The following is a 20,706-nucleotide window of genomic DNA, read 5'->3' as shown; positions in this document are numbered from 1 at the left end:
TACCCGGGGCACGGACGCCTGCATGGATCGGCATTCCCCCGGCCCGGTACCTCGGGCTTACCCCTTCCAGGCCATACAAGGACCCGCCCATGAACCTCCGCTCGCTTTCCGTTCGATCCAAGCTGGTCATCACCATCGTGGTACCCGTGGCCGCGCTCCTGCTGCTGGCGGCCCTGGCCGCCCGCGGCACGGCCAATATCGAAGAAGGCGTGCAGAACATCTACCACGACCGGGTCGTGCCCCTGCAGCAGTTGAAGACCATCGCGGACAACTACGCGGTGCTGGTCATCGATGCCGTGAACAAGGCCGATGCCGGGCGCATGACCGCGGAAGAGGCCCTGGCCGACGTGCGCGAAGCGCGCACGGAGATCGCCACGATCTGGGAGGTCTACCTGGCCACGACGCTGACGCCCCGGGAACAGGAACTCGCCGATGGCGCCCGCTCCCTGTTCCGCGCGGCCAACGCCGACCTGGATCGCCTGGAGGCGGCGCTGGGCGGGATGTCCGGCAACGTGCAGGGCGAGCTCGATGCCTTCAACGGCCCGCTGTACGACAGCATCGACCCGATCAGCGACCAGATCACCGAGCTGGTCGATCTGCAGATCGAGGTCGCCGGCGCGGAGGCCGAACGCGTATCGGAGTTCTACACCCAGGTGCTGGTGCGCAGCGGCGCCCTGATGCTGCTGGTCCTGATCGGGGTCGTGATTACCGGGGTGTGGACCTATCGGTCGGTGGCGCTCCCGATCGCGCACATGCGCGAGACGCTGGAGGGGATCGCCGGCAACCATGACCTGTCACGCCGTGTGAATGTCGGTGCGGACGACGAGATCGGCGCAACCGCGACCGCCCTGAACAGCATGCTCGACCAGTTCCAGGACTCCATCCGCGAGCTGCGCACCCTGACCGACCAGATGGCCTCGGCCGCCGAGCAGTTGTCCGCGGTCAGCGCGCAGACCGACGGCAACATTGACCAGCAGCGTTCGCAGACCGAGCAGGTCTCGACCGCGATGAACGAGATGGCGGCGACGGTTCAGGAGGTCGCGCGCAACGCCTCCGATGCCGCCTCCTCCAGCCAGGAAGCCGACCAGGAATCCCGCGCGGGCGGCGAAGTCGTGCGCACCGTCGTCAGCGACATCGGGCGTCTGTCGGGCGAGGTCGCCACCATCGAGGAGACCGTGCGCAAACTGGACGAGAAGGGCCAGCAGATCGGCACCGTGCTGGACGTGATCCGCGGGATCGCCGAGCAGACCAACCTGCTGGCCCTGAACGCGGCGATCGAGGCCGCCCGCGCCGGCGAGCAGGGCCGTGGCTTTGCCGTGGTGGCGGACGAGGTCCGCACCCTCGCCTCGCGCACCCAGGACTCCACCGCCGATATCCAGTCGATGATCGAGGCGCTGCAGGCCGGCACCCGCGACGCCGTCACCGCGATGGGCCGCGGGCGCGAAATGGCCGAGGCCACCAGCAACGACGCCGAACGCGCCGGCCAGGCGCTGGAATCCATCGTCCAGGCCGTCGGCCGGATCAGTGACATGACCACGCAGATCGCCAGCGCCGCGGAAGAACAGAACGCCGTGGCCGAGGAGATCAACCGCAACATCTACGCGATCAACGACATCACCGGCGACACCGCCAATGGCTCGCGCCAGACCGCGACCGCCAGCCAGGAAGTCGCGGACATCGCCTCGCGCGTGCGCGACCTGGCCTCCGCCTACCGCATCGCGTAACCCTCGCATTCTGGTCACCCGCGAGGCCCGCTCCAGGGCCCGCGGGCCTGCCCCTGCAGGCGTTCAGATATCGTCCGGACTATCTGGTCCCGCGACGAGACCAGGCCTTCGCCGACAACAGAATTTGTGTTCGGCGCACGGGGAACTCCCACGTTCCTCGAGGATCGCATTCTCCAGCCGCCCGGGTCACGTCGTCATTCGATGACGTTTTCATGACCGCTCTCACTGTAATCGCATTCTAGACGCATTCTTGTTGCAATATGTTTTAGAATCTGCTTATTTTCTACTCTTCCACTTTCGAAACGATCAGGAGACTCCATGCGAGCCATCAAGACACTAGCCGCTTCCGCCCTTATCGCCCTTGCCGGTGCAGGCGCGACCGCACAGGCGGACGAGCCCTCCAAGCTGTTCGTCAGTGTCACCTCGGCCGATGATCACACCCAGTTCATGTCCATGGTTCTGGCCAACCAAAGCATGCGTCAGGGTCAGGAAATCCGTGTGCTGCTGTGCGGTCCTGCCGCGAAGATGGCGACCGAAGACTTCGACGGCGCCACCATGCAGCCGGCAGACCGGAATGCGCAGCAACTGATGATGAACCTGCTCAACAACGGCGCGACCGTCGAGACCTGCGCCATCTTCCTGCCGAACACGGACTACACCGAGGCCGACCTGCTTGACGGCATTACGCCGGCCGATCCGGAAGAAGTCGGTGCCTACATGGCTGATCCGAACGTGCGTTTCTTCTCGAACTGATCACTCGCTGGTAGTGATGACGAGGCCCTCTTCGGAGGGCCTTTTTTGTTGGTAGACCAGAATCCCAACAGGCCGCTTGGCCCGGTAAGATGTCGATTGTCCGGACCTCTTCGGTCCTCGGGTATACCCCGGATGCACGCCGACGACTACTGGGAGGAGCGTCGCTGTGAGACTCTGGTCGAAGTGGAAAAAAGGCGGGGCGCTGCTGGCCAACGTCCTGCAGCGCCAGGGAATCGACCCGAAGGCAGCCGCGGCACGGGATAGCTTCAAGCAGATCCTGGATGACGCCGAGGCCGAGGCCGACACGCGCCTGGCTCGCGAGCAACAGGACACAGGACCTCTGTCACGGGACGAGCGCAACACCCGCTGGGAGGCGCTGTTCTTCGAGGAGATCCGCGCCCGGGCCAGGGACTACGCACAATCCGCGCGCAACCAGCGCAAGAATTAACCCGACCACACTGCCAGGTCCATTTCGTGGCGCCCGTCGCGCTTCGTGCTACCCTCCGCCGCGTTTCCCGATCCACCGGTCCCGCCCATGAAATTCTTCCGCCTGATCAGCGTCCTCGAGGGTTTGTCGCTCATTACCCTGCTGTTTATCGCGATGCCGCTGCGCACCTACGCGGACATGCCCCTGGCCGTCACCTATGTCGGCTGGGTCCACGGCATCCTGTTCATCGTCTACGGCGCGGCGTCGGTGATGGCCAGCCACCTGAGCGGCTGGCCGGTTTGGAAATGGCTGCTGGTGCTGTTCCTCGGCGTGGTGCCCTTCGGCTTCCTCTACGTGGACTACCTGATCCGCCGCGAAACCACCCCCACCGGCAACGCCGAGACGGCCTGACGCGCGGCACAGCCCCACACGGCGTCATCCCGGCCTCAGCGAAGCGCAGAGCCGGGAGCGCCCACGCCGGCCTTGCCACCGACCGCGCCCGCCCCACCGGCGGAGACCCCGGATCACCGCTGCGCGGCGTCCGGGACGACGGAGCGCAGGAGACCCGACGTCAGGCTTTGTGCCTTGCCCTGCACGTCTGGTGGCGCAAGGGCGTCGGGCGCACCCCTTCCACGGCCGAGAGTGTCGACACCAGACGAGTCCGGGTCTGAGCGCGCGTGGTGCCGACCCGCGCCGGCTCAGTCTGCGTCGCGCAGGAGCTGCTGCTCCATGTCGACTATGAAGCCCGGCAGGGTGTCTAGATCGTGCTGATCACGCACGCCCTTCTCGCCCTCGCGCACCAGCGTGCCGCCCGGGTGGTCGTCGCTGTGCAGGAACTGATAGGTGATCTGACCCGGGTAGAACACCTCCACCTCGGTCCATTCCAGGTCGGCTTCGTCCAGGTCCCCATCGACACGGCGAGCGACGATGTCGGCCTCCCCGTCTTCCAGCCCCAGGGTCATCGGCAGCGAGACCAGGTGCCAGCGCGCGCCCGCGGCACTGTGAACCGCGAAGGCGACGTTGTAGGACGCGCCATGTTCCAGGGTCTTGCTGTCCCGGGCGTTGGGGGCCTCCAGCGTGCGGGTGAGTGCAATCCGCCAGGCGCCGTCTTCGTAGCCACCATCGGCACGGATCGCGCCGCGGCTGCCGCTCGGCTCCCGCAGGAACCGCTGCGGGATCACATCGCCTTCCTGCCAGTCGTGGTCCGGATCGAAGGCGATTGCGTTGCCCTCGTGGATGTAATAAGCATCGTCCTGGCCGTACTCGCGGGCGATCAGGGCCTCCCACTCCAGAGCGGGGGCTCCGACCTGCTCCGGATCGAACATCCAGGCAGGCTGATCGGCGTCGTCATCCCAGTTGGTCGTGAACATGCTGGTGCCCTCGGACGACAGGCGGTAGTGCAGCACGTAGTTGTTGTCCGCGTAGCCCATCGGGTGGCTGCGGTGGGAGCGCCACTGCCACAGGTCGAGGAACACACCGTCGGACTGCAACTGTTCCAGGGCCTCGTCATCGATGACCTGATCCCAGGAGACCTCTTCCGGATCCTCCGTGACGCGGGTCTGCGGGAGGTACTTGCGCACGTCGCTGCGCCCGAGGTCGCCGCCCAGCTTGGGATGCTCGCGAACGGCATCCGCGTCCACCTCGGAGGTCAGGCTGCGCATACCGTCGTGCGCGGTAATCCATCCGCCCATGCGGTCGAAACCCTCCACCTTGCCGTCGTCCAGCATCATGGAGATCCGGTCCTCGTACAGGCCGTGCTCGTCCGGCCCCGGGCCGCCGGATCCGTAGCGCACCCACTCGCCATCCTCGTAGCGCCAGACCTGGTGATACCAGCTGGGCGTATCGGTCTCGTACTCGTAATGGATGCGGAAGTCTTCGTCGTTATAGACCGCGGCGACCCGCAGAACCGCGCGGGCATCCTCTTCGGCGGGAATAAAGACATTACGATCGGTGTCCACGACACGGGGTTCGGCCAGCGCCAGAGCCGGGCAGGCGGCGGCGACCGCAAGGGCCATCAGCGTTTTCTTCATGTGGCTCTCCCTATATATGGCTTTGAAGATATTTTGAACTCCCTACGACCACAAGGGAATTAGCCAGTTCCTGCCGGGTGTCCCGACAGAGATCACGGCCAGAGGCCGTGCAACGCTGGCACCCGCACCCGGCAGGAGCCGCACACCCTCAACAAACCCTCAACGAAGGAGACCTGGATGGATCACCACGACGAAGCGTTTCTCCAACGCGCACAGGCCGCGCGCGAGCGCATCGAGGAAATTGAGCCGAAACAGGTAGACGGCCACCTGGCATCCGGTGCCATTGCCATTGATGTACGCGAACCGGAGGAGTACCAGAAGGGTAGCCTTCCGAACGCCCGCAACGTGGCGCTGGATTCCATCACCCGCCAGATCGAGGGGGTGGTGCCTGACAAGGGCGCTCCCCTGGTCTGCTTCTGCAATGGTGGCAACCGCGGGGCACTGGCGGCGGCCCAGCTGGTGGATATGGGCTACACCAATGTCCAGTCCATCGCGGGCGGACTGCGCGCCTATCAGGACCCGGATGACACCCCGGAAAAATGAGTAATCCCCCTGATCGATGACAGGCCGTGCGCCCGAGCCTCCGCGGGTGGGCGCAGCTTCCACCTTGCGCCTGCGCGCATGGTTAAATCGGCCCTCGTCTTTCTGAAAGCGAAGCCGCCATGATTGCCGTGATCTTTGAAGTCGAGCCCCATTCCGAACGCAAGCAGGATTACCTGGATGCGGCAGCGAGCCTGCGCGAACACCTGAAGGACGTCGACGGATTCATCTCCATCGAACGTTTCGAAAGCCTGAGCCAGCCGGGCAAGGTGCTGTCGCTGTCCTTCTGGCGGGACGAGGCCGCGGTGCGGGAATGGCGCAACCTCGAGGAACACCGTCAGGTGCAGGCGGCCGGGCGCGGCGGCATCTTCGCCGACTATCGCCTGCGCGTGGCCGAAGTCGTGCGCGACTACGGCATGCACGAGCGCGACCAGGCCCCGGACGACTCGCGCCGCGCACACGGAAACTGACGCTCGCCGCCCTGCCCGTCGCGCAACTACCCCCGTGCTGGACTATAGCTTCAGGGTTACCCACTGAAGGGAGATAGGGCATGGGCATCGTGAGCGAATTCAGGCAGTTTGTGGCGCGCGGCAACGTGGTGGATATGGCCGTGGGCGTGATCATCGGGCTGGCGTTCGGCCAGATCGTGTCGTCGCTGGTATCGGATGTGGTGATGCCGCCGATCGGCCTGCTGATTGGCGGGGTCGACTTTTCCGATCTGGTGATCGTGCTGCGCGAGGCCGAGAATGGCGTGGCGGCGGTCACCATCAATTACGGAGTGTTCATCAAGCGCGTGGTGGACTTTCTGATCATTGCGGCCGTGGTATTCGCCGCCATCAAGATGATCGCGCGCCTCCAGCACAAGGAGGAGGCCAGGCCCGCGGAACCCCCGGCCCCCAGTAACGAGGAGAAGCTGCTGGCCGAGATCCGGGACCTGCTGAAGGCGCGCCAGGACGGCTAAGGGAAAAATCTGGGGTGCCAACCACCCGGGGCTGTCCGGCGGAACCCGGTCGCCCCGCCCGCGTCCGAGCGTGGAGAGCCGATCAGGAGACAGGTTTGGAGAACGCCATCGAGGTACAGGGACTGGTACGGGACTTCGCCGCCACGCGGGCCGTGGACGGCGTCGATCTGCGGGTACCAACCGGGCAGGTCCTGGGCCTGCTGGGGCCGAACGGCGCCGGCAAGACCACCGTGGTGCGCATGCTGGCCACCCTGCTCGCGCCCACCGCCGGCACGGCCCGCGTGGGCGGGTTCGACGTGGCCCGCGAGGCCGCGCAGGTTCGCGAGATCATCGGCCTGACCGGCCAGTACGCCTCGGTGGACGAAAAGCTGACCGGACGCGAGAACCTGATCCTGATCGCCCGCCTGCTGGGCCTCAAGCGGGCCGATGCCCGGGCCCGTGCGGACGCGCTGCTCGCGGACTTCTCGCTGCAGGAGGCCGGGCGACGCCCCGCGCAGACCTACTCCGGGGGCATGCGCCGACGTCTGGACCTGGCCGCCAGCCTGGTTGGACGGCCGCGTATCCTGTTCCTGGACGAGCCGTCCACCGGCCTCGACCCGCGCGCCCGCCGCGACCTGTGGGACCGGGTGCGCCAGTTACAGGCGGCGGGCACCACCGTCCTGCTGACCACCCAGTATCTGGAGGAGGCCGACGCCCTGGCCGATGCCATCGTGGTGCTGGATCAGGGCCGCGTAATCGCCGAGGGCACGGCCGCCGAACTGAAGGCCCGGGTCGGGGCGCGCAGCCTCTACGTGACAGTGGCAGACCCGGCCACCAGCGACCGCGCAGTCGAGATTGTCACCGAGCTCGCGGGACGCGCGGCCCAGGTCGAGGGGGCGCAGATCAGCGCGCCGGTGCAGGATGCCGGGCTGCTTCCCGCCGTGTTGCGGCGCCTGGACGACGCCGGGATCGAGGTGGTCGACCTGGGGCTACGCGGCGCCAGCCTGGATGATGTGTTCCTCTCCCTGACCGGGCGCAGTGGCGCCGGCCACGCGGAACCGGACGCCGGGGAGGACGCGGCATGAACGCCATTGACCAGACCCTGGCGCTGGCCTGGCGCAGCCTGGTGCAGGTACGCCGCAATCCCTGGGAACTGGGCGACTACTCGATCCAGCCGATCCTGTTCCTGGTGCTGTTCCTGTTCGTGTTCGGCGGGGCCATTGCCGGTTCGCCCGAGAACTATCTGGCGTTCGTGCTGCCCGGCGTGATCGTGATGAACATGCTGTTTGTGACCGTGTACGTCGGCCACGGCCTGAACACCGATCTGACCCGCGGCGTATTCGATCGCTTTCGTGCCCTGCCCATCCCGCGCTGGGCGCCGCTGGCCGGACGCATCCTGGCGGACGTGGTCAAGCAACTGCTGTGTATCGCCCTGTTGCTGATCGTCGGGTTCCTGCTCGGCTTCCGCCTGGAGACCTCGTGGGCGCACCTGCTGGCGATGGTCGCGCTGGTGCTGAGCTTCGCGGTGGCCTTTTCCTGGGTGATGGTGCTGGTGGGCGTGATCGCGCGCGACCCGGAGCATGTGCAGCTGTTTGGCTTTACCGCGCTGTTCCCGGTCACCTTCGTCAGCTCCGCGTTCGTACCCGTGGACACGATGCCGACCTGGCTGCAGGGCTTCGTACAGGCCAACCCCGTCTCGCTGCTGGCGGAGGCCGCCCGCGCCCTGATGAACGCCGACGGCCCGGCCCTGCAGCCGGCCCTGTGGTCGCTGGCCTGGGCCCTGGGCATTGCCGGGGTGTTCGCGCCGCTGTCGGTCTATGCGCTCAACCGCCGACTGGCGCGCGGCTGAACGGGGCACCCGTCGGCTGACCAAAAAAGGGCCGCCGCTTCCCGCGACGGCCCGGCAGACCCCGTGTGAGGGGGTTACGGGATCAGTAAACCGGCACCAGCGCGTAGCCCTGGTTCTGATAGCCCATGACCGCGATGAAGCCGCTGCGCACCGGCTGGATCGGATCCAGGATGGTGTCGTTGTCCACACCATAGGCCCGCGTCGCGGCGGCGCAGACCTCCATCTTCACACCCAGCTCGTCCAGGCGGTCCACCGCCTTCGCGATCTCCTCCAGGGTGTCGGCGTGATCGATCGCAACCTCGGGCTCCGGGTCGGTGTTGATGAACTTGACCGCCTCGGCGATAAAGACCATGCGCAGATCGGGCTCCACGCCCTCCTTGAGCAGGTTCTCGTGGTTGGTGGCGATGCCGCGCAGGTAGGCCAGCATCACGTTGGGGTCGGACTTGCGCATGTCGTAGACCGCGCGCATCGTCTCGATGCCCTGGGTCGCCTCGCGATTGTCCAGACCCTCGGCGCTCGCCGTGGAGGCCAGGCCAAACGGCAACAGGACGGCCAGCAACAGGATCAGCATTCGATTTCGCATGGTGGTTCTCCTCCTCTTATGGTGAAGGCCCGGGTGTTTCGTCCCCGGGCTCGAAACCCGAACCCTTCAGGCTCAATAGATCGGGATGACCGCGTAGCCCTGGGCCTGGTAACCGGTCAGGGACACGAAGGTATTGCGCACCGGCTCGATGCCGGGCAGCAGTTCGCCGTGTTCGACGCCGAACAGGCGGGTGGCCACGGCGCAGGACTCCATGCGCACGCCCTTCTCCTTCAGTGCCGCCACGTGCTCCTCGATCGCATCCAGGTGGTCGAACTCCGTCAGCTCGAAGCGCTCGCGATCCTCGGAGACCATGGTCACGGCCCGCCCGCGAAAGGCGAGGATCATGTCGGGCTCAACGCCCTGATCGGTCAGGTCTTCAAAGGTCTCGCGGATCACCATCAGGTACAGCGCGAGCAGCTCCGGGTCGTTGTTGTTCAGGTCGAACACGACGCGACCCTGCTCGACGCCGTCCAGGGCGCGGGCGTCGGTGGGGGTTTCGGCCTGGACGCTCAGGGTGGTCAGCGACAGGGTCAGCAGCAGGAACAGGGATGCAACGATCTTCATCGGGGATTCTCCTTTGGGGCCATCGATAGCAGAACGGGTTACGGGCACTCGGCCGAAGGCATCGCGATGGCGCGCCAGGCGGCCTCCTGGGTCTCGGGCAGGTAGTGCGCCAGGGGTTTCTCGAGCACGCCGTCGAGGTACAGGTGCAACAGGCGGATGGCGCCACCGAACGCGGCGGTGGCCGCCACCGGGATCTCCATGGGCCGGACCTCGCCGGCGGCCATGCCCTGTTCGATGCACTCGCGCATGCGCTGGAACGGCTGCGAGGAGCACACCGGCGGCTCGTCCGGAAGAAACTCGCGGTGCCGCGCCTCGAGCACGAAACGCATCGTCTGCGGGGCCTCGGTGGCGGCCCGGAACAGGAACGCGATGATCCCGTCGCAGCGTGCGCGGCAACCGCTCTCGCGCTCCATCACCTCGGCCAGGCCCGCATCCATGCGTTGCAGCAGCGCGTCGTACAGCGCCTTGGCCAGCGCCTCCTTGTTGCCGAAGTGGTGATAGATCGAGCCGATGGAGACACCGGCCTGACGCCGGATGTCATGGATGGAGGTATTGAAATAGCCATCCTGACTGAACCGCTCGAGCGCGGTATCCAGTACCAGTTTGCGCAGCGCGGCGCCGCGCACGGATTGCTTCGGGTTCTCTGTCATCGCCCATACCGAACCGAACGTTCGTTCTAATTTAGCGCGAAGATATGGGAAATGCCACATGCGACCCGGCACTGCCTTCTCGCCAGGACCCATTCTCCGCACAACCGACCTTCACGTACGCGGTGTACTTCCCGCGCTGTACTTCCCAGGGAAATGCTGATCCACGTACACCCTCGCCCTTAAAAGAGCCCGGGTTTCCGGCCGATTGCGGTTTTGCAAGCGCCCCATCGGCCAGGGGGCTGGCCTCCTGCAAATGCTGACTCCAGACCAGTAGGAGCCGAGCCCTCTCGGCGATTGAGGCCTTGCCCACGCCCTGCCGGCAGGGGCTGGCTTCCCACAGGCGAGGGACCCGGACGCTCCGCATTGGGATTCAGAAGTCCTCGAACTCCATGGCGCGGAACACGCGGCCGGCGTTCTGGCGATGCAGCTCGCCGTAGGTGTCCAGGTGGCGGTAGGCGGTCTGGTCGATGTTGTAGGCATCGTTCAGCGTGCCGCCCTCGTCGAGGATGCGCTGGACCTCCTCGCGCAGGTACACGAGATAATCGTGGGTGTAGCGGCGGAGCACCTCGAAATCGTTCACCGGGTCGCCGTGGCCGGGGATGATGTACTCGGCCTCCAGGGCCTCCAGTTCGTGCCAGGTCTCGATCCAGCCGGCGGTATCGGTGTATTCGAAGATCGGCAGCATGCGCTGATGGAACGCCAGGTCCCCGGTGATCAGGACCTTGCGCTCCGGCGCCCAGAGGGCGATATCGCCCGGCGCGTGGCCCGGCCCGAGGTAGAGGATCTGAATGGTTTCACCGCCCATCTCCAGGTCCAGGCGGGTGGCGAAGGTGACGTCCGGCGTGCCCAGCTCGGTCATGAACGCCTTGTCGCGGGTGCGCGTGGCGGCCGCTTCCAGGCTCGCCTGACCATTGGCCTCGATCTCGCGCCAGGCATCGTTGTGCGCGATCACCGTGGCGCCCTGCTCCTGCCAGTAGGTCATGCCCAGCATCGCGTGGCCCTGGGCATTCTCCAGTACCACGTATTTCACGGGCTGGTCGGTGATTTCCTTGATCTCCTGATGCAGCGACTTGGCCAGCAGGTAGTTGTCGCCGGCGTTCATCACCACCACGCCATCATCGGTGATGATGAACGACAGGTTGTTGTTGTGGCCGGAGTTCTCGTAGGTGGAGGGCTGGGTCGCGCCGATCGCGGACCAGACGCCGTCGGTCACCTCCTGCGGGCGGTCGTAGAGGAACGAGTCGCGGGCCTTGTCCAGCACATACAGCGGCAGCCCGGCGTCTTTCCACTCGAAAAAGCCGCCGGGGTAGTTGTACACATTGGTGTAGCCCATCTGCTGCAGGGTCTGCGCGGCGGCCACACTGCGCAGGTTCTGGCCGCAGTAGACGACGATCGGCGTGTCCTTGTCCGGGATCTCGCCGGGCACCTCGAACTCGATCCAGCCACGCGGGATATTCAGCGTCTCGCTGGAGCGGATCTGCCCGCCGGTGTGATCAATCTCGGTACGTGTGCGCACATCAATCACCACGTGGTCGGGCTCGCTGGCGATCAGGTCCTGCAGGCCCTCCTGGTCGATGTTGGTGATCTCCGCGTTCGCGGCCTCCAGCAGCGTGTCGCCCGTCAGCACATCGGCCTGCGCGGCACTGCTGCCCACCGCGGCAAGGGCCAGCCCCAGCCAGATCGCTCGCATGGTGATTCTCCGGTTCGTATCCATCCCTTCACCATAGCCCTCCGCGGCGGCGGCAGCCAGGCACGGTGCTTGAGCCGCCTCCGGCAGCGTCTATATTCATGTTGTAGGCACACGGCCCCGCGGCCGAAGGAGCCCGCAATGAGCACCCATATGGCGGATGTCACCATCCACATCGACGAAGACACCGACCACGCGGCCCGCGAACGCATCCAGGATGCCCTGCGCGAACTCCCGGGCGTGATGGCCGCGTCCAGCCACGACGAACGCCCGCACCTGATGGTGGTGGAGTACGACCCGCAACGCATCAACAGCCGCAAGCTGCTGGACACGGTCACCGCCTCCGGTGTGCACGCCGAACTGATCGGCCTTTAAGGAGACGCTGATTGAATCGCACGTCCGCGTTGGTGCCCCCTGTTTTCCGAGACAAGGCGCGTCGTGCAGCGGGTAGTGGTTCTACCCGCAAGCGGCGCAACGCAGGATCGGGGAACAGGGGGCACCAACCCCACAAGCCAGTGAAAGCAGGGGCTCGGCCGCTTTTGCGCGCGCACAGCGTTGCGGTTCCCTTGTGCAGAATGACTGCACGGCAGTCACCGCGCCTTGTTCGCGCGCAAAAGCGACTCGAGCGCGGACGTGCGATTCAATCAGTGTTTCCTTAAGGCCCCCCCTGCGGAGGGAGCCGCGCGCCGCCGCGGAGGCGGGACAATCCTGCATCGGTCTGTCACCATACGGCCGATGGGGGAATCGGCCGACATCCAGCGTGGCAGCACGCATGCCGCTAACAGGGACGCCCGCCGCACCGCGCGACGGCCGCGCCCGGAGGGCTGGGGCGTACTGCTGGGCATCGGCCTGGTGCTGGCCATGGCCTATGTCGCCCTGCCCCATGGCCCGCTGGCCAGCGCCCTCTACGTCATCACGACCGCCGGCGCCGCGGTGGCCGTTGCCCTCGCCACCCTGCGCCCTCAACGCCCGTTCGCCGCCTCGTCCTGGGCCCTGATCGCCGCCGCGCTGGCACTGGCCGCCACGGGGCACGGCATCTGGTACTGGCTGGACCTGCAGGGCCTCGAGCCCTTCCCTTCGGCCGCGGATGTCTTCTACCTCGCCGTGTACCCGCTGTTCGCCGTGGCGTTGTGGCGGCTGGGGGCCCAGGCCGCGCGGAACGATGGCGCCTTCGTGGATGCGCTGATCGTGGGGATCTCGGCCGCGGTCCTCGGCTGGGCCCTGCTGATCGCCCCCTACACCTACGACCCCGGACTCGGCTGGCTGCAACTGCTGGTCTCCACGGGCTACCCCGTTGCCGATCTCATCCTGCTGGTGCTGGTGCTGCGCCTGGTGTTCCTGCAGCGTACGGGCATCACCGCTCACAGCTTCCTGCTGCTGGGGATGCTGGCCTATCTGGCCGCCGACCTGCTGTATGCCCACGGCAACTCTGCGGGCTGGTACCGGGCAGGCGGGCTGACCGACGCCCTCTGGCTCGTGGCCTATGCGCTGATCGCGGCGGCCGCATGGCACCCGTCCGCGAGGGTGGAACCGCGAACCCATACCTCGCCTGCCGAGCTCTCCGGGCGGCGCCTGCTGATCCTGGGGGCGGCCTCGGTGCTGGTCCCCATGGTGATCCTGGCCACCGCCGGCGGCGAGACGGAGACCATCCGCGTGGCCGCGATCGCGTCCATCCTGCTGTTCCTGCTGGTGATGTACCGCATGGCAGGCCTGCTCCGCGAAACCCACGTACTGGCGCAGCGACTGGAACACCTCTCCCGCAGCGACGCGCTGACCGGGGTCGGCAATCGTCGCCACCTGGAGGAACAACTGGACCGCGAAATCGCGCGGGCCGAGCGTAATGCCGGACCACTGACCCTGGCCTTCCTGGATATCGATCACTTCAAGCGCTACAACGACACCCACGGCCATGCCGCCGGCGACGCCCTGCTCCGCGACATGGTCCGCGCCTGGCGCCCGAGCCTGCGCCCCACGGACCTGCTGGCGCGCTTCGGCGGGGAGGAGTTCGTGATCGTGTTTCCGCATACGGATGCCCGGCAGACGCGCCACATCCTGGAGCGCCTGCGCGCGGCGATGCCCAGCGGCCAGACCTGCTCCGGCGGCATTGCCAGCTTCCGCCCGGGGGATACGGCGGATTCGCTGCTGGGCCGCGCCGACCAGGCCCTGTACGCCGCCAAGAACAGCGGACGCGACCGCATTATCATCGCCAGCACCGACGCCCTGCCCCAGTCGGACACGGCAGCAACCGATCAAGGAAACATCGATTCATGACCGCATCCACCCGCGCCACGCTGCGCGCCGCCATCGGACCCGGCCTGCTGATGGCCGGCGCGGCGGTGGGCGTCTCGCATCTGGTCCAGGCCACCCGCGGCGGCGCCGAATACGGGCTGCTGCTGATCCCGATCGTGCTCCTGGCCTGCCTGTTCAAGTACCCCTTTCTGGAATTCGGGCCACGCTACGCGGCCGCCACCGGGCACAACCTGCTGACCGGCTATCACCGGCTCGGCAACTGGGCCCTGGGCCTGTACATCGCGGTGACGCTGGGCACGCTGTTCATCATCCAGGCCGTGGTGACACTGACCACCGCGGGGCTGTTCGCCCTGGTCTTCGGGCTGGACCTGTCGATGGTCGTGCTCTCCGCGCTGATCCTGGCCGCCTGCATCGCTTTCCTGATGGTCGAGGCCTACAAGGGGCTCGACCTGGGCATGAAGATCATCATGGCCGCGCTGAGTGTCTCCACCGTGGTCGCGGTCGCCCTGGCGTTCCAGGAGGCCCCGGACTGGCATGCGCTCTCCGGCGCCCGGGAATGGTCGAACCTGTGGACCCTGGCCGGTCTCGCCTTCGTGCTGGCGTTGCTGGGATGGATGCCGATCCCGCTGGACGTGGCCGCCTGGCATTCGGTCTGGACCCAGGAGCGCGCACGCATGACCGGGCATCACCCCAGTGTGCGCGAGGCCGTGTTCGACTTCCGGCTGGGCTTCTTCGGTGCCACCGCGCTGGCACTCGTGTTCATGCTCCTGGGGGCCCTGCTGATGTACGGCAGCGGCGTCGGCTTCGCGCCGGGGGCGGCCGCCTTCTCGGCGCAACTGGTGGATCTCTACGCCCAGAGCCTGGGCGAATGGAGTCGCTCCCTGATCGCGATCGCGGCGCTGACCACGATGTTCTCCACCACCCTGGCCGTGACCGACGCCTACCCGCGAGTGATCATGGCCACCCTGCGCGCGCTGCGCGAGAACAGCCACCAGCCCCGGAGCAGCGACCCGGACACGGGCGCCGAGGGCCGGCTGGAATGGTGGGGCTATCGCATCGCCCTGCTGATCGTCGCCACCGGGGCGTTGGCCCTGATCTGGCTCGCCGGCGAGCAGTTCACACGCTTCGTCGATATCGCGACCACCCTGTCATTCCTCTCGGCCCCGATCCTCGCCTGGATCACTTTCCGAGCGGTGATGTCACCAGATATGCCGGCGGATGCCCGACCCGGGCCCGGCCTGCGTGCCCTGGCCTGGGCCGGCATCATCTTCCTGGCCGGGTTTTCGCTGGCCTGGCTGGTCTGGCGCTTCGTCCTCTGACCGGTCAGGAAGCCGGTTCGCCGGCGCGCACGCAGAAGCGGGCGAGGATCGACACGTCATGCCGGGCCTGCCCGGCCTCAAGTGCTGCATCCACGGCCTCGCGCACTGGCCTCAGGCCCTCCGTGGCCAGCCCGAGGTCCCGGCTCAGATCGGCGATGATGCCCAGGTCCTTGTGATACAGCCCGACCTGGAACCCCGGCTCGAAGTCCCCGTCCAGCAGGCGCTGGCCATGCACCTCCAGGATGCGCGAACTGGCAAAACCACCCATCAGCGCCTCGCGGACCCGGGCCGGATCCACACCCGACTGCTCCGCCAGCGCGAAGGCCTCGCCCACCGCGACCAGCGTCTCGCCCACCACCAGCTGGTTGCAGGCCTTGGCGATCTGTCCCGCCCCGCAGTCACCTACGTGCGTCAGGGTGGACCCCACGACCTCGAAGATCGGGCGCAGCGACTCGACCACCACGGCGGGGCCGCCTACCATCAGGCTCAGGGAACCGGCCCGGGCACCGGGTTCGCCCCCCGAGACCGGGGCATCCACGAAGGTCACTTCGCGTTCGGCGGCCGCGCGGGCGATGGCGCGCGTCCGCATCGGGTCGATGGTGCTGTGGTCGATCACGATCAGGCCGGGGCGGGCGTGCTCCAGGATGCCGTCCGGGCCCAGCATCAGCGCCTCGACATCCGGCGTATCGGACACATTCAGCACCAGCACCCGCACGCCGCGAACCAGCTCCGGGAGGCTCGCGCACGACTGCGCCCCCTCCTGCGCGAGTGCTTCCGCCGTCTCCGGCCGGCGTGCCCAGACACGAACTTCGGCCCCGGCGGCCAGGAGGTTGCGGTTCATGGGCGCGCCCATGATGCCGAGGCCAATGGCCCCGATCGGCTGCAGTTCGGGCGGGATGGGGGATGCGGACATAGGGCACTCCGAAAACGGTACCCACGCACTGTAACAACCCCGCTGGAAAAGCGGCACATGGAGGGTGACCCGAATCATGCAACGCGAACACCTGCACGGCTCGCTGCTCGCCTTCACCGGTGTGATGGCGCTCAGCTTCGACGGGCTGCTGGTGCGCCTGGCCGACACTCAGGGCATGAACATCGTCTTCTGGCGCGGGCTGCTGATGGCGCTTGCCCTGACCCTGTTGCTGCGTGTCCTCGACGGGCGCTGGGCCTGGACCCACCTGCGCCTGGGCGGCGCGGATGCCGGCTGGGTCTCGGCAGGCTTTGCCGCCACCACCATCCTTTTCGTGCTGGCCATCCTGCACACCACGGTCGCCAACGTGGTCGTGATCCTGGCCGCCTCGCCGCTGTTCGCCGCCGTGTTTTCCGGGGTACTGCTGCGCGAGTGGGTGCCCCCGCGGACCTGGGTCGCGATGCTGGTCTGCCTCGGCGGGATCATCGGCGTATTTGCCGGGTCGCTGGAGGCCGGGGGCTGGCTGGGGGACCGGCTTGCGCTGCTGGCCGCGCTCGTGGTCGGCATCAACCTGACGTTGCTGCGGCGTTCGCCGCGGGTGGATCGCCTAGGGAAACACTGATCAATGTGCACGCTCGCGCTCGAGTCGCTTTTGCGTGCGAACAAGGCGCGGTGACTGCCGTGCAGTCATTCTGCACAAGGGAGCCGCAACGCTGTGCGCGCACAAAAGCGGCCGAGCCCCTGCATTGAATGATTTGTGGGGTTGGCACCCCAGGTTCCCCGATCCTGCGTTGCGCCACTTGCGGGTAGAACCACTACCCGCTGCGCACCGCGCCTTGTCTCGGAAAACCTGGGGTGCCAACGCGAGCGTGAACATTGATCAGTGTTTCCCTAGCCGTGATCGCGGCGGGCGGGTTGCTGGCGGCCGTCATCGCGTGGCCGCTGGCGGCACCCCTCGCGATCGGCCTCGACAGCTTCGCGGTACTCGCCGTGATGGGGCTGGTCCAGCTCCCTCTGGCACTCGCGCTGATCGCCCTGTCGACCCGTTTCCTGCCGGCCGGCGAGGTCGCGCTGTTCCTGGTCCTGGAGGCGGTGTTCGGAACGCTCTGGGTCTGGCTGTTCCTGGCCGAGGCCCCGGGCCGCTTCACGCTGCTGGCCGGTGGCCTGGTACTCCTGACCCTGGCCCTGCACGCCGCCCGGGGCATGCGAAACAACATCCCCTAATGTTCTACTTTTCTACATATGATCAGGCAGTTATCTAGATTCTGATCGGAATAATCGCGGATAGTTCCCGTCCTACCTGTAACCGGAAACGAAAGGCATGGAAGCCCGCCACCGGATCCGGTCAGCTGCTTGCAGCGCGACATACGCCCCGGGCGTATCGACAACGAACACACGGGAACACAAGCAGGAGCCCGATCATGAAAAAACGCTACATCCTTCCGCTGGCCCTGGCCGCTGCCGCATTCGTCCTGCCGGGCACCGCCCTGGCCAACGACAACGGCTACTCCGAACAGAAAGTGGTCTACCACGTAAACCACGACAACGAACAGCGTCAGATCGGCGCGATGCGCAATATCCAGAACCACATCAACGCCGTTGGCGCCGACCGCATGAGCATCAAGGTAGTGATGCATGGAAACGGGCTCAGCCTGCTGCAGCACGCCAAGTCGAACGAAGACCTGAAGGCCTTCGTCGACCAGCTGAAGATGCAGGACGTGGACTTCCAGGTGTGCAACAACACCGTGGTCGGCCGGAACATCGATATCGCCAATGATCTCTACGACGCCTCCGCGGACGACATCATCCCGAGCGGCGTGGCCCACCTGTCGCATCTGCAGCAGCAGGGCTACACCTACGTGCGCCCGTAGGCGTTTCAGGCAAGTTCCCCCCGCGGCGGCCGCCATCTCCCGGTCGTCGCTTCGGGCCCGGGCCTTCCCGGGCCCTTTTCTTTGCTCCCATCCGAACCGAAGAACACCCCTTCAAGCCCGCCCGGACGGGAATAGGCGCATGCCCGGTGCGTCTTATAAACAGCCGCCGACCGCCTTCCCAGTGAAGCCCCCGGTCGCGGCGCGCCAACCCCGGCGCAAGGCCCCGTGGCGTACCCAAGACCCGCCCGGGTTCGTGATTGTTTCAGGAGAGGAACCTGTGCAATGAACGCAATGAAACTGATCCTTCCCGCCCTGCTCGCGATGGTGCTGAGCCTCCCCGGCCTGGCCGCCGCGGGCGACTTCGACTATGGCTATCACAAGGTCGTCTACCACGTGAACTACGATGACGAACGGCGCTACATGGCGGCGATGGGCAACATCCAGAACCACATCAACGCGGTCGGCGCCGAGAACATGGACATCAAGGTCGTCATGCATGGCGATGGCCTCGGCCTGCTCCAGACCGCGATGACCAACGAGAACCTGCGCGGGCGCATCGAGAACCTGAAGATGCAGGACGTGGAGTTCCAGGTCTGCGCGAACACCCTGCGCGGGCGCAACATCGCACTGGACGAGCTGTTCGATGCCTCCGAGGACGACGTGATCCCCAGCGGCGTGGCCCATATTTCCTGGTTGCAGCACCAGGGTTATACCTACAGCCGTCCGTAACGTCGGCAGCGGTATCAGAACGACCGGCCCGGATCAGACGATCCGGGCCTTTTTGATGGCGCGGCCCCGGGCCATTGGGAGCAGGCCCCCGAACCGGTATGGTATGCGCACCCCTTCGCCGCGAGCCCCGCCATGTCCGCGATCCGTATCGACCAGCTCCGCAAGACCTACGACAGCATCCACGTGGTCGACGGCGTGGACCTCGAGATCGCTCCGGGCGAATTCTTCGGGCTGCTGGGTCCCAACGGGGCCGGCAAGACCACCACCCTGCGCATGCTGCTCGGCATGACCCCGATCGACGGTGGCCGGGTCGAGGTCCTGGGCCTGCCGATGCCCGAGGGCGAACGCGCCGTGCGCGAACGACTGGGCATCGTGCCGCAGTTCGACACCCTCGACCCCGACTTCACCGTGATCGAGAACATGCGCACCTACGCTGCCTACTTCGGCCTGGCCGGACCAACGGTGGAGGCGCGCATTGACCGGCTGCTGGAGCAGGTCAACCTGAACGACAAGCGCGGCGCGCGTATCGACGCCCTGTCCGGCGGCATGAAGCGACGCCTGACCCTGGCACGCGCCCTGATCAACGAGCCGGAGGTGGTCGTCCTGGACGAACCCACCACCGGGCTGGACCCGCAGGCCCGCCATCACCTGTGGCGCCAGCTGCGGGCGCTGCGCGCCTCCGGGGTCACGTTGGTGCTGACCACGCACTACATGGAGGAGGCCCAGGAGCTGTGCGATCGCATCGCGATCATCGACCACGGCCGCATCATCGCCTGTGACGCCCCCAGCCGTCTGATCGCCGAGCACATCGAACCCTGGGTGCTGACCGTGGGCGGGGCCGGGGCCGGCGATGTGCTGCAGCGCGAACTGGGGGCGAAGGACCGCGCCCACCAGGTGGCCGATACCTGGCTGGTCTACACGACCGAGCCGGACCGCCTGCGCGAACGTCTGCGCGCGCTCGGCCACGAGCCCACCCTGCGCGAGGCCGACCTGGAAGACGTCTTCCTGAAACTCACCGGACACGAACTGCGCGACTGATGGCCCATCCCGCGATGCCCCTGCTGCCCCGCCCCAGCCTGCGCTTTGTCGCGGTCTGGCGACGCAATGCGCTGGTCTGGCGCAAGCTGATCGTGCCGTCGATGCTCGGCAACTTCGGCGAGCCGATCCTGTACCTGCTGGCGTTTGGCTACGGTTTCGGCAGCCTGGTCGGCGACCTCGACGGCATGCGCTATATGGTCTTCATCGCCTCCGGCATCATCTGTTCCTCCGCGATGTTCACCGCCAGCTTCGAGGGCATGTATTCCGCCTACACCCGCATGGCGGAGCAGAACACCTGGCTGGGCATGCTCGCCACGCCGCTCACGCTCGACGACATCGTCTTCGCCGAGGCCGTCTGGGCGGCGACCAAGGGCCTGATCAGTGCCATCACCATCCTGGTCGTCGCCAGCCTGCTGGGGCTGGTCAGCGATGCCCGCGCGCTGCTCGCGCTCCCGGTGATCTTCCTCGCCGCGTTCACCTTCGGCGCCCTGGCCCTGGTGATCACCGCGCTGGCGCGCAGCTACGACTTCTTTCTCTACTACTTCACCCTGGCCGTCACCCCCATGCTCCTGCTCTCCGGGGTGTTCTTCCCGCTGACCGAGCTGCCCGGCTGGGTGCAGGGCCTTGCGCTGGCCCTCCCGCTGGCGCATGTGCTGGAGATCGTGCGCCCGCTGATGACCGGCGCCTGGCCGGACGCGTGGCTCCCGCATCTGGCCGTGATCACCGCCTACGGCGTCGGCGCCATCATCCTCGCGACCTTCCTGATCCGCCGCCGCCTGCTGCGCTGAGGGGCCGAACGCGCCGCCGGGTGTGCCAGAATAAGCGGCCTTCCCGCCCTGCCT

Annotated in this window: 22 protein-coding genes and 2 pseudogenes; 18 read left to right on the top strand and 6 right to left on the bottom strand. The window is 66.8% G+C overall.

What is annotated here, in order from left to right:
* Positions 1-89: 89 nt before the first annotated feature.
* The 4 genes from D107_RS0103565 to D107_RS0103550 all read left to right on the top strand — a co-directional run bounded on the left by D107_RS0103565 (position 90) and on the right by D107_RS0103550 (position 3,315).
* Complete coding sequence (locus tag D107_RS0103565; protein ID WP_018880794.1) at positions 90-1,724, top strand: methyl-accepting chemotaxis protein; 1,635 nt, start codon at positions 90-92, stop codon at positions 1,722-1,724.
* A 318-nt stretch (positions 1,725-2,042) separates the two neighbouring features.
* Positions 2,043-2,477: a DsrE family protein gene (locus D107_RS0103560; RefSeq protein ID WP_018876203.1), complete on the top strand. Its 435-nt coding sequence runs from the start codon at positions 2,043-2,045 to the stop codon at positions 2,475-2,477.
* A 166-nt stretch (positions 2,478-2,643) separates the two neighbouring features.
* Positions 2,644-2,925 carry a hypothetical protein gene (locus D107_RS0103555; protein WP_018876202.1) on the top strand — a complete coding sequence of 94 codons (282 nt, stop codon included), beginning with the start codon at positions 2,644-2,646 and terminating at the stop codon, positions 2,923-2,925.
* Positions 2,926-3,012: 87 nt separating this feature from the next.
* Positions 3,013-3,315, top strand: coding sequence for a DUF3817 domain-containing protein (locus D107_RS0103550; protein ID WP_018866523.1), 303 nt, complete (start codon positions 3,013-3,015; stop codon positions 3,313-3,315).
* A 287-nt stretch (positions 3,316-3,602) separates the two neighbouring features.
* Here D107_RS0103550 and D107_RS0103545 read toward each other — a convergent pair whose 3' ends face one another.
* Positions 3,603-4,934, bottom strand: a complete 1,332-nt coding sequence (locus tag D107_RS0103545) for an ethylbenzene dehydrogenase-related protein (RefSeq protein WP_018880793.1) — start codon at positions 4,932-4,934, stop codon at positions 3,603-3,605.
* 177 nt (positions 4,935-5,111) lie between these two features.
* On the opposite strand from D107_RS0103545, the gene D107_RS0103540 reads away from it, so the two are divergent.
* The 5 genes from D107_RS0103540 (at position 5,112) to D107_RS0103520 (ending at position 8,263) form a co-directional block, all read left to right on the top strand.
* A complete protein-coding gene (locus D107_RS0103540; RefSeq protein ID WP_018879509.1) occupies positions 5,112-5,477 on the top strand; it encodes a rhodanese-like domain-containing protein in 366 nt (121 codons plus the stop codon).
* A gap of 119 nt (positions 5,478-5,596) precedes the next feature.
* Positions 5,597-5,944: an antibiotic biosynthesis monooxygenase gene (locus D107_RS0103535; protein WP_018879508.1), complete on the top strand. Its 348-nt coding sequence runs from the start codon at positions 5,597-5,599 to the stop codon at positions 5,942-5,944.
* An 80-nt stretch (positions 5,945-6,024) separates the two neighbouring features.
* A complete protein-coding gene (gene mscL / locus D107_RS0103530) occupies positions 6,025-6,435 on the top strand; it encodes a large-conductance mechanosensitive channel protein MscL (RefSeq protein WP_018880792.1) in 411 nt (136 codons plus the stop codon).
* Between the two features lie 95 nt (positions 6,436-6,530).
* Entirely contained in the window at positions 6,531-7,499 is a 969-nt protein-coding gene (locus D107_RS0103525) for a daunorubicin resistance protein DrrA family ABC transporter ATP-binding protein (protein WP_018880791.1), read from the top strand.
* Positions 7,496-8,263 carry an ABC transporter permease gene (locus tag D107_RS0103520; protein ID WP_018866517.1) on the top strand — a complete coding sequence of 256 codons (768 nt, stop codon included), beginning with the start codon at positions 7,496-7,498 and terminating at the stop codon, positions 8,261-8,263. Before D107_RS0103525 ends, D107_RS0103520 begins: the two co-directional genes overlap by 4 nt.
* 82 nt (positions 8,264-8,345) lie before the next feature.
* Here D107_RS0103520 and D107_RS0103515 read toward each other — a convergent pair whose 3' ends face one another.
* The 4 genes from D107_RS0103515 to D107_RS0103500 form a co-directional block, all read right to left on the bottom strand.
* Positions 8,346-8,846 (bottom strand): DsrE family protein, encoded by a 501-nt coding sequence (locus D107_RS0103515; protein WP_026280733.1) that lies wholly within the window; start codon positions 8,844-8,846, stop codon positions 8,346-8,348.
* A 72-nt stretch (positions 8,847-8,918) separates the two neighbouring features.
* A complete protein-coding gene (locus D107_RS0103510) occupies positions 8,919-9,410 on the bottom strand; it encodes a DsrE family protein (protein WP_018880789.1) in 492 nt (163 codons plus the stop codon).
* Between the two features lie 38 nt (positions 9,411-9,448).
* Entirely contained in the window at positions 9,449-10,060 is a 612-nt protein-coding gene (locus tag D107_RS0103505; RefSeq protein ID WP_018880788.1) for a TetR/AcrR family transcriptional regulator, read from the bottom strand.
* Positions 10,061-10,430: 370 nt separating this feature from the next.
* On the bottom strand, positions 10,431-11,750 hold the full coding sequence (locus D107_RS0103500; protein ID WP_018880787.1) for a rhodanese-like domain-containing protein: 1,320 nt from the start codon (positions 11,748-11,750) through the stop codon (positions 10,431-10,433).
* 138 nt (positions 11,751-11,888) lie between these two features.
* Between D107_RS0103500 and D107_RS0103495 the strand changes: the two genes are divergently transcribed.
* The 3 genes from D107_RS0103495 to D107_RS0103485 all read left to right on the top strand — a co-directional run bounded on the left by D107_RS0103495 (position 11,889) and on the right by D107_RS0103485 (position 15,316).
* Complete coding sequence (locus D107_RS0103495) at positions 11,889-12,122, top strand: hypothetical protein (RefSeq protein WP_018866512.1); 234 nt, start codon at positions 11,889-11,891, stop codon at positions 12,120-12,122.
* Between the two features lie 360 nt (positions 12,123-12,482).
* The gene (locus tag D107_RS0103490; RefSeq protein WP_018880786.1) at positions 12,483-14,018 is read left to right on the top strand and encodes a GGDEF domain-containing protein; all 1,536 of its coding nucleotides are present in this window, start codon (positions 12,483-12,485) and stop codon (positions 14,016-14,018) included.
* Positions 14,015-15,316, top strand: a complete 1,302-nt coding sequence (locus tag D107_RS0103485) for an NRAMP family divalent metal transporter (protein ID WP_018880785.1) — start codon at positions 14,015-14,017, stop codon at positions 15,314-15,316. The genes D107_RS0103490 and D107_RS0103485 overlap by 4 nt, the downstream gene beginning before the upstream one ends.
* Positions 15,317-15,320: 4 nt before the next feature.
* Here D107_RS0103485 and D107_RS0103480 read toward each other — a convergent pair whose 3' ends face one another.
* Positions 15,321-16,229 carry an NAD(P)-dependent oxidoreductase gene (locus tag D107_RS0103480; RefSeq protein ID WP_018880784.1) on the bottom strand — a complete coding sequence of 303 codons (909 nt, stop codon included), beginning with the start codon at positions 16,227-16,229 and terminating at the stop codon, positions 15,321-15,323.
* A gap of 76 nt (positions 16,230-16,305) precedes the next feature.
* On the opposite strand from D107_RS0103480, the pseudogene D107_RS13280 reads away from it, so the two are divergent.
* The 6 genes and pseudogenes from D107_RS13280 to D107_RS0103455 all read left to right on the top strand — a co-directional run.
* Positions 16,306-16,836 (top strand): annotated as a pseudogene (locus D107_RS13280) (EamA family transporter); the annotation flags it as partial.
* A gap of 284 nt (positions 16,837-17,120) precedes the next feature.
* Positions 17,121-17,450, top strand: a pseudogene (locus D107_RS13275) (EamA/RhaT family transporter); the annotation flags it as partial.
* Positions 17,451-17,647: 197 nt separating this feature from the next.
* On the top strand, positions 17,648-18,097 hold the full coding sequence (locus D107_RS0103470) for a DsrE family protein (RefSeq protein WP_018866508.1): 450 nt from the start codon (positions 17,648-17,650) through the stop codon (positions 18,095-18,097).
* A gap of 282 nt (positions 18,098-18,379) precedes the next feature.
* The gene (locus D107_RS0103465; RefSeq protein ID WP_019583198.1) at positions 18,380-18,826 is read left to right on the top strand and encodes a DsrE family protein; all 447 of its coding nucleotides are present in this window, start codon (positions 18,380-18,382) and stop codon (positions 18,824-18,826) included.
* Between the two features lie 132 nt (positions 18,827-18,958).
* Positions 18,959-19,864, top strand: coding sequence for an ABC transporter ATP-binding protein (locus D107_RS0103460; protein ID WP_018880783.1), 906 nt, complete (start codon positions 18,959-18,961; stop codon positions 19,862-19,864).
* Positions 19,864-20,652 (top strand): ABC transporter permease, encoded by a 789-nt coding sequence (locus tag D107_RS0103455; RefSeq protein WP_018876190.1) that lies wholly within the window; start codon positions 19,864-19,866, stop codon positions 20,650-20,652. Before D107_RS0103460 ends, D107_RS0103455 begins: the two co-directional genes overlap by 1 nt.
* Positions 20,653-20,706 lie beyond the last annotated feature (54 nt).

The organism is Thioalkalivibrio sp. ALE30, assembly GCF_000377465.1.
Lineage (GTDB): Bacteria > Pseudomonadota > Gammaproteobacteria > Ectothiorhodospirales > Ectothiorhodospiraceae > Thioalkalivibrio.
Note: the sequence above shows the minus strand (reverse complement) of the source record. Positions and strands in the feature narration are given on the sequence as shown.

Excerpts from the sequence above, each read along its gene's own strand:
- D107_RS0103485 (WP_018880785.1), top strand. The coding sequence starts at position 14,015 with ATGACCGCATCCACCCGCGCCACGCTGCGCGCCGCCATCGGACCCGGC.
- D107_RS0103470 (WP_018866508.1), top strand. The coding sequence starts at position 17,648 with ATGAAAAAACGCTACATCCTTCCGCTGGCCCTGGCCGCTGCCGCATTC.
- D107_RS0103490 (WP_018880786.1), top strand. The coding sequence starts at position 12,483 with ATGGGGGAATCGGCCGACATCCAGCGTGGCAGCACGCATGCCGCTAAC.
- D107_RS0103510 (WP_018880789.1), bottom strand. The coding sequence starts at position 9,410 with ATGAAGATCGTTGCATCCCTGTTCCTGCTGCTGACCCTGTCGCTGACC.
- D107_RS0103520 (WP_018866517.1), top strand. The coding sequence starts at position 7,496 with ATGAACGCCATTGACCAGACCCTGGCGCTGGCCTGGCGCAGCCTGGTG.
- D107_RS0103540 (WP_018879509.1), top strand. The coding sequence starts at position 5,112 with ATGGATCACCACGACGAAGCGTTTCTCCAACGCGCACAGGCCGCGCGC.
- D107_RS0103460 (WP_018880783.1), top strand. The coding sequence starts at position 18,959 with ATGTCCGCGATCCGTATCGACCAGCTCCGCAAGACCTACGACAGCATC.
- D107_RS0103550 (WP_018866523.1), top strand. The coding sequence starts at position 3,013 with ATGAAATTCTTCCGCCTGATCAGCGTCCTCGAGGGTTTGTCGCTCATT.
- D107_RS0103500 (WP_018880787.1), bottom strand. The coding sequence starts at position 11,750 with ATGCGAGCGATCTGGCTGGGGCTGGCCCTTGCCGCGGTGGGCAGCAGT.
- D107_RS0103565 (WP_018880794.1), top strand. The coding sequence starts at position 90 with ATGAACCTCCGCTCGCTTTCCGTTCGATCCAAGCTGGTCATCACCATC.
- D107_RS0103495 (WP_018866512.1), top strand. The coding sequence starts at position 11,889 with ATGAGCACCCATATGGCGGATGTCACCATCCACATCGACGAAGACACC.
- mscL (WP_018880792.1), top strand. The coding sequence starts at position 6,025 with ATGGGCATCGTGAGCGAATTCAGGCAGTTTGTGGCGCGCGGCAACGTG.
- D107_RS0103465 (WP_019583198.1), top strand. The coding sequence starts at position 18,380 with ATGAACGCAATGAAACTGATCCTTCCCGCCCTGCTCGCGATGGTGCTG.
- D107_RS0103515 (WP_026280733.1), bottom strand. The coding sequence starts at position 8,846 with ATGCGAAATCGAATGCTGATCCTGTTGCTGGCCGTCCTGTTGCCGTTT.
- D107_RS0103505 (WP_018880788.1), bottom strand. The coding sequence starts at position 10,060 with ATGACAGAGAACCCGAAGCAATCCGTGCGCGGCGCCGCGCTGCGCAAA.
- D107_RS0103545 (WP_018880793.1), bottom strand. The coding sequence starts at position 4,934 with ATGAAGAAAACGCTGATGGCCCTTGCGGTCGCCGCCGCCTGCCCGGCT.
- D107_RS0103480 (WP_018880784.1), bottom strand. The coding sequence starts at position 16,229 with ATGTCCGCATCCCCCATCCCGCCCGAACTGCAGCCGATCGGGGCCATT.
- D107_RS0103560 (WP_018876203.1), top strand. The coding sequence starts at position 2,043 with ATGCGAGCCATCAAGACACTAGCCGCTTCCGCCCTTATCGCCCTTGCC.
- D107_RS0103535 (WP_018879508.1), top strand. The coding sequence starts at position 5,597 with ATGATTGCCGTGATCTTTGAAGTCGAGCCCCATTCCGAACGCAAGCAG.
- D107_RS0103455 (WP_018876190.1), top strand. The coding sequence starts at position 19,864 with ATGGCCCATCCCGCGATGCCCCTGCTGCCCCGCCCCAGCCTGCGCTTT.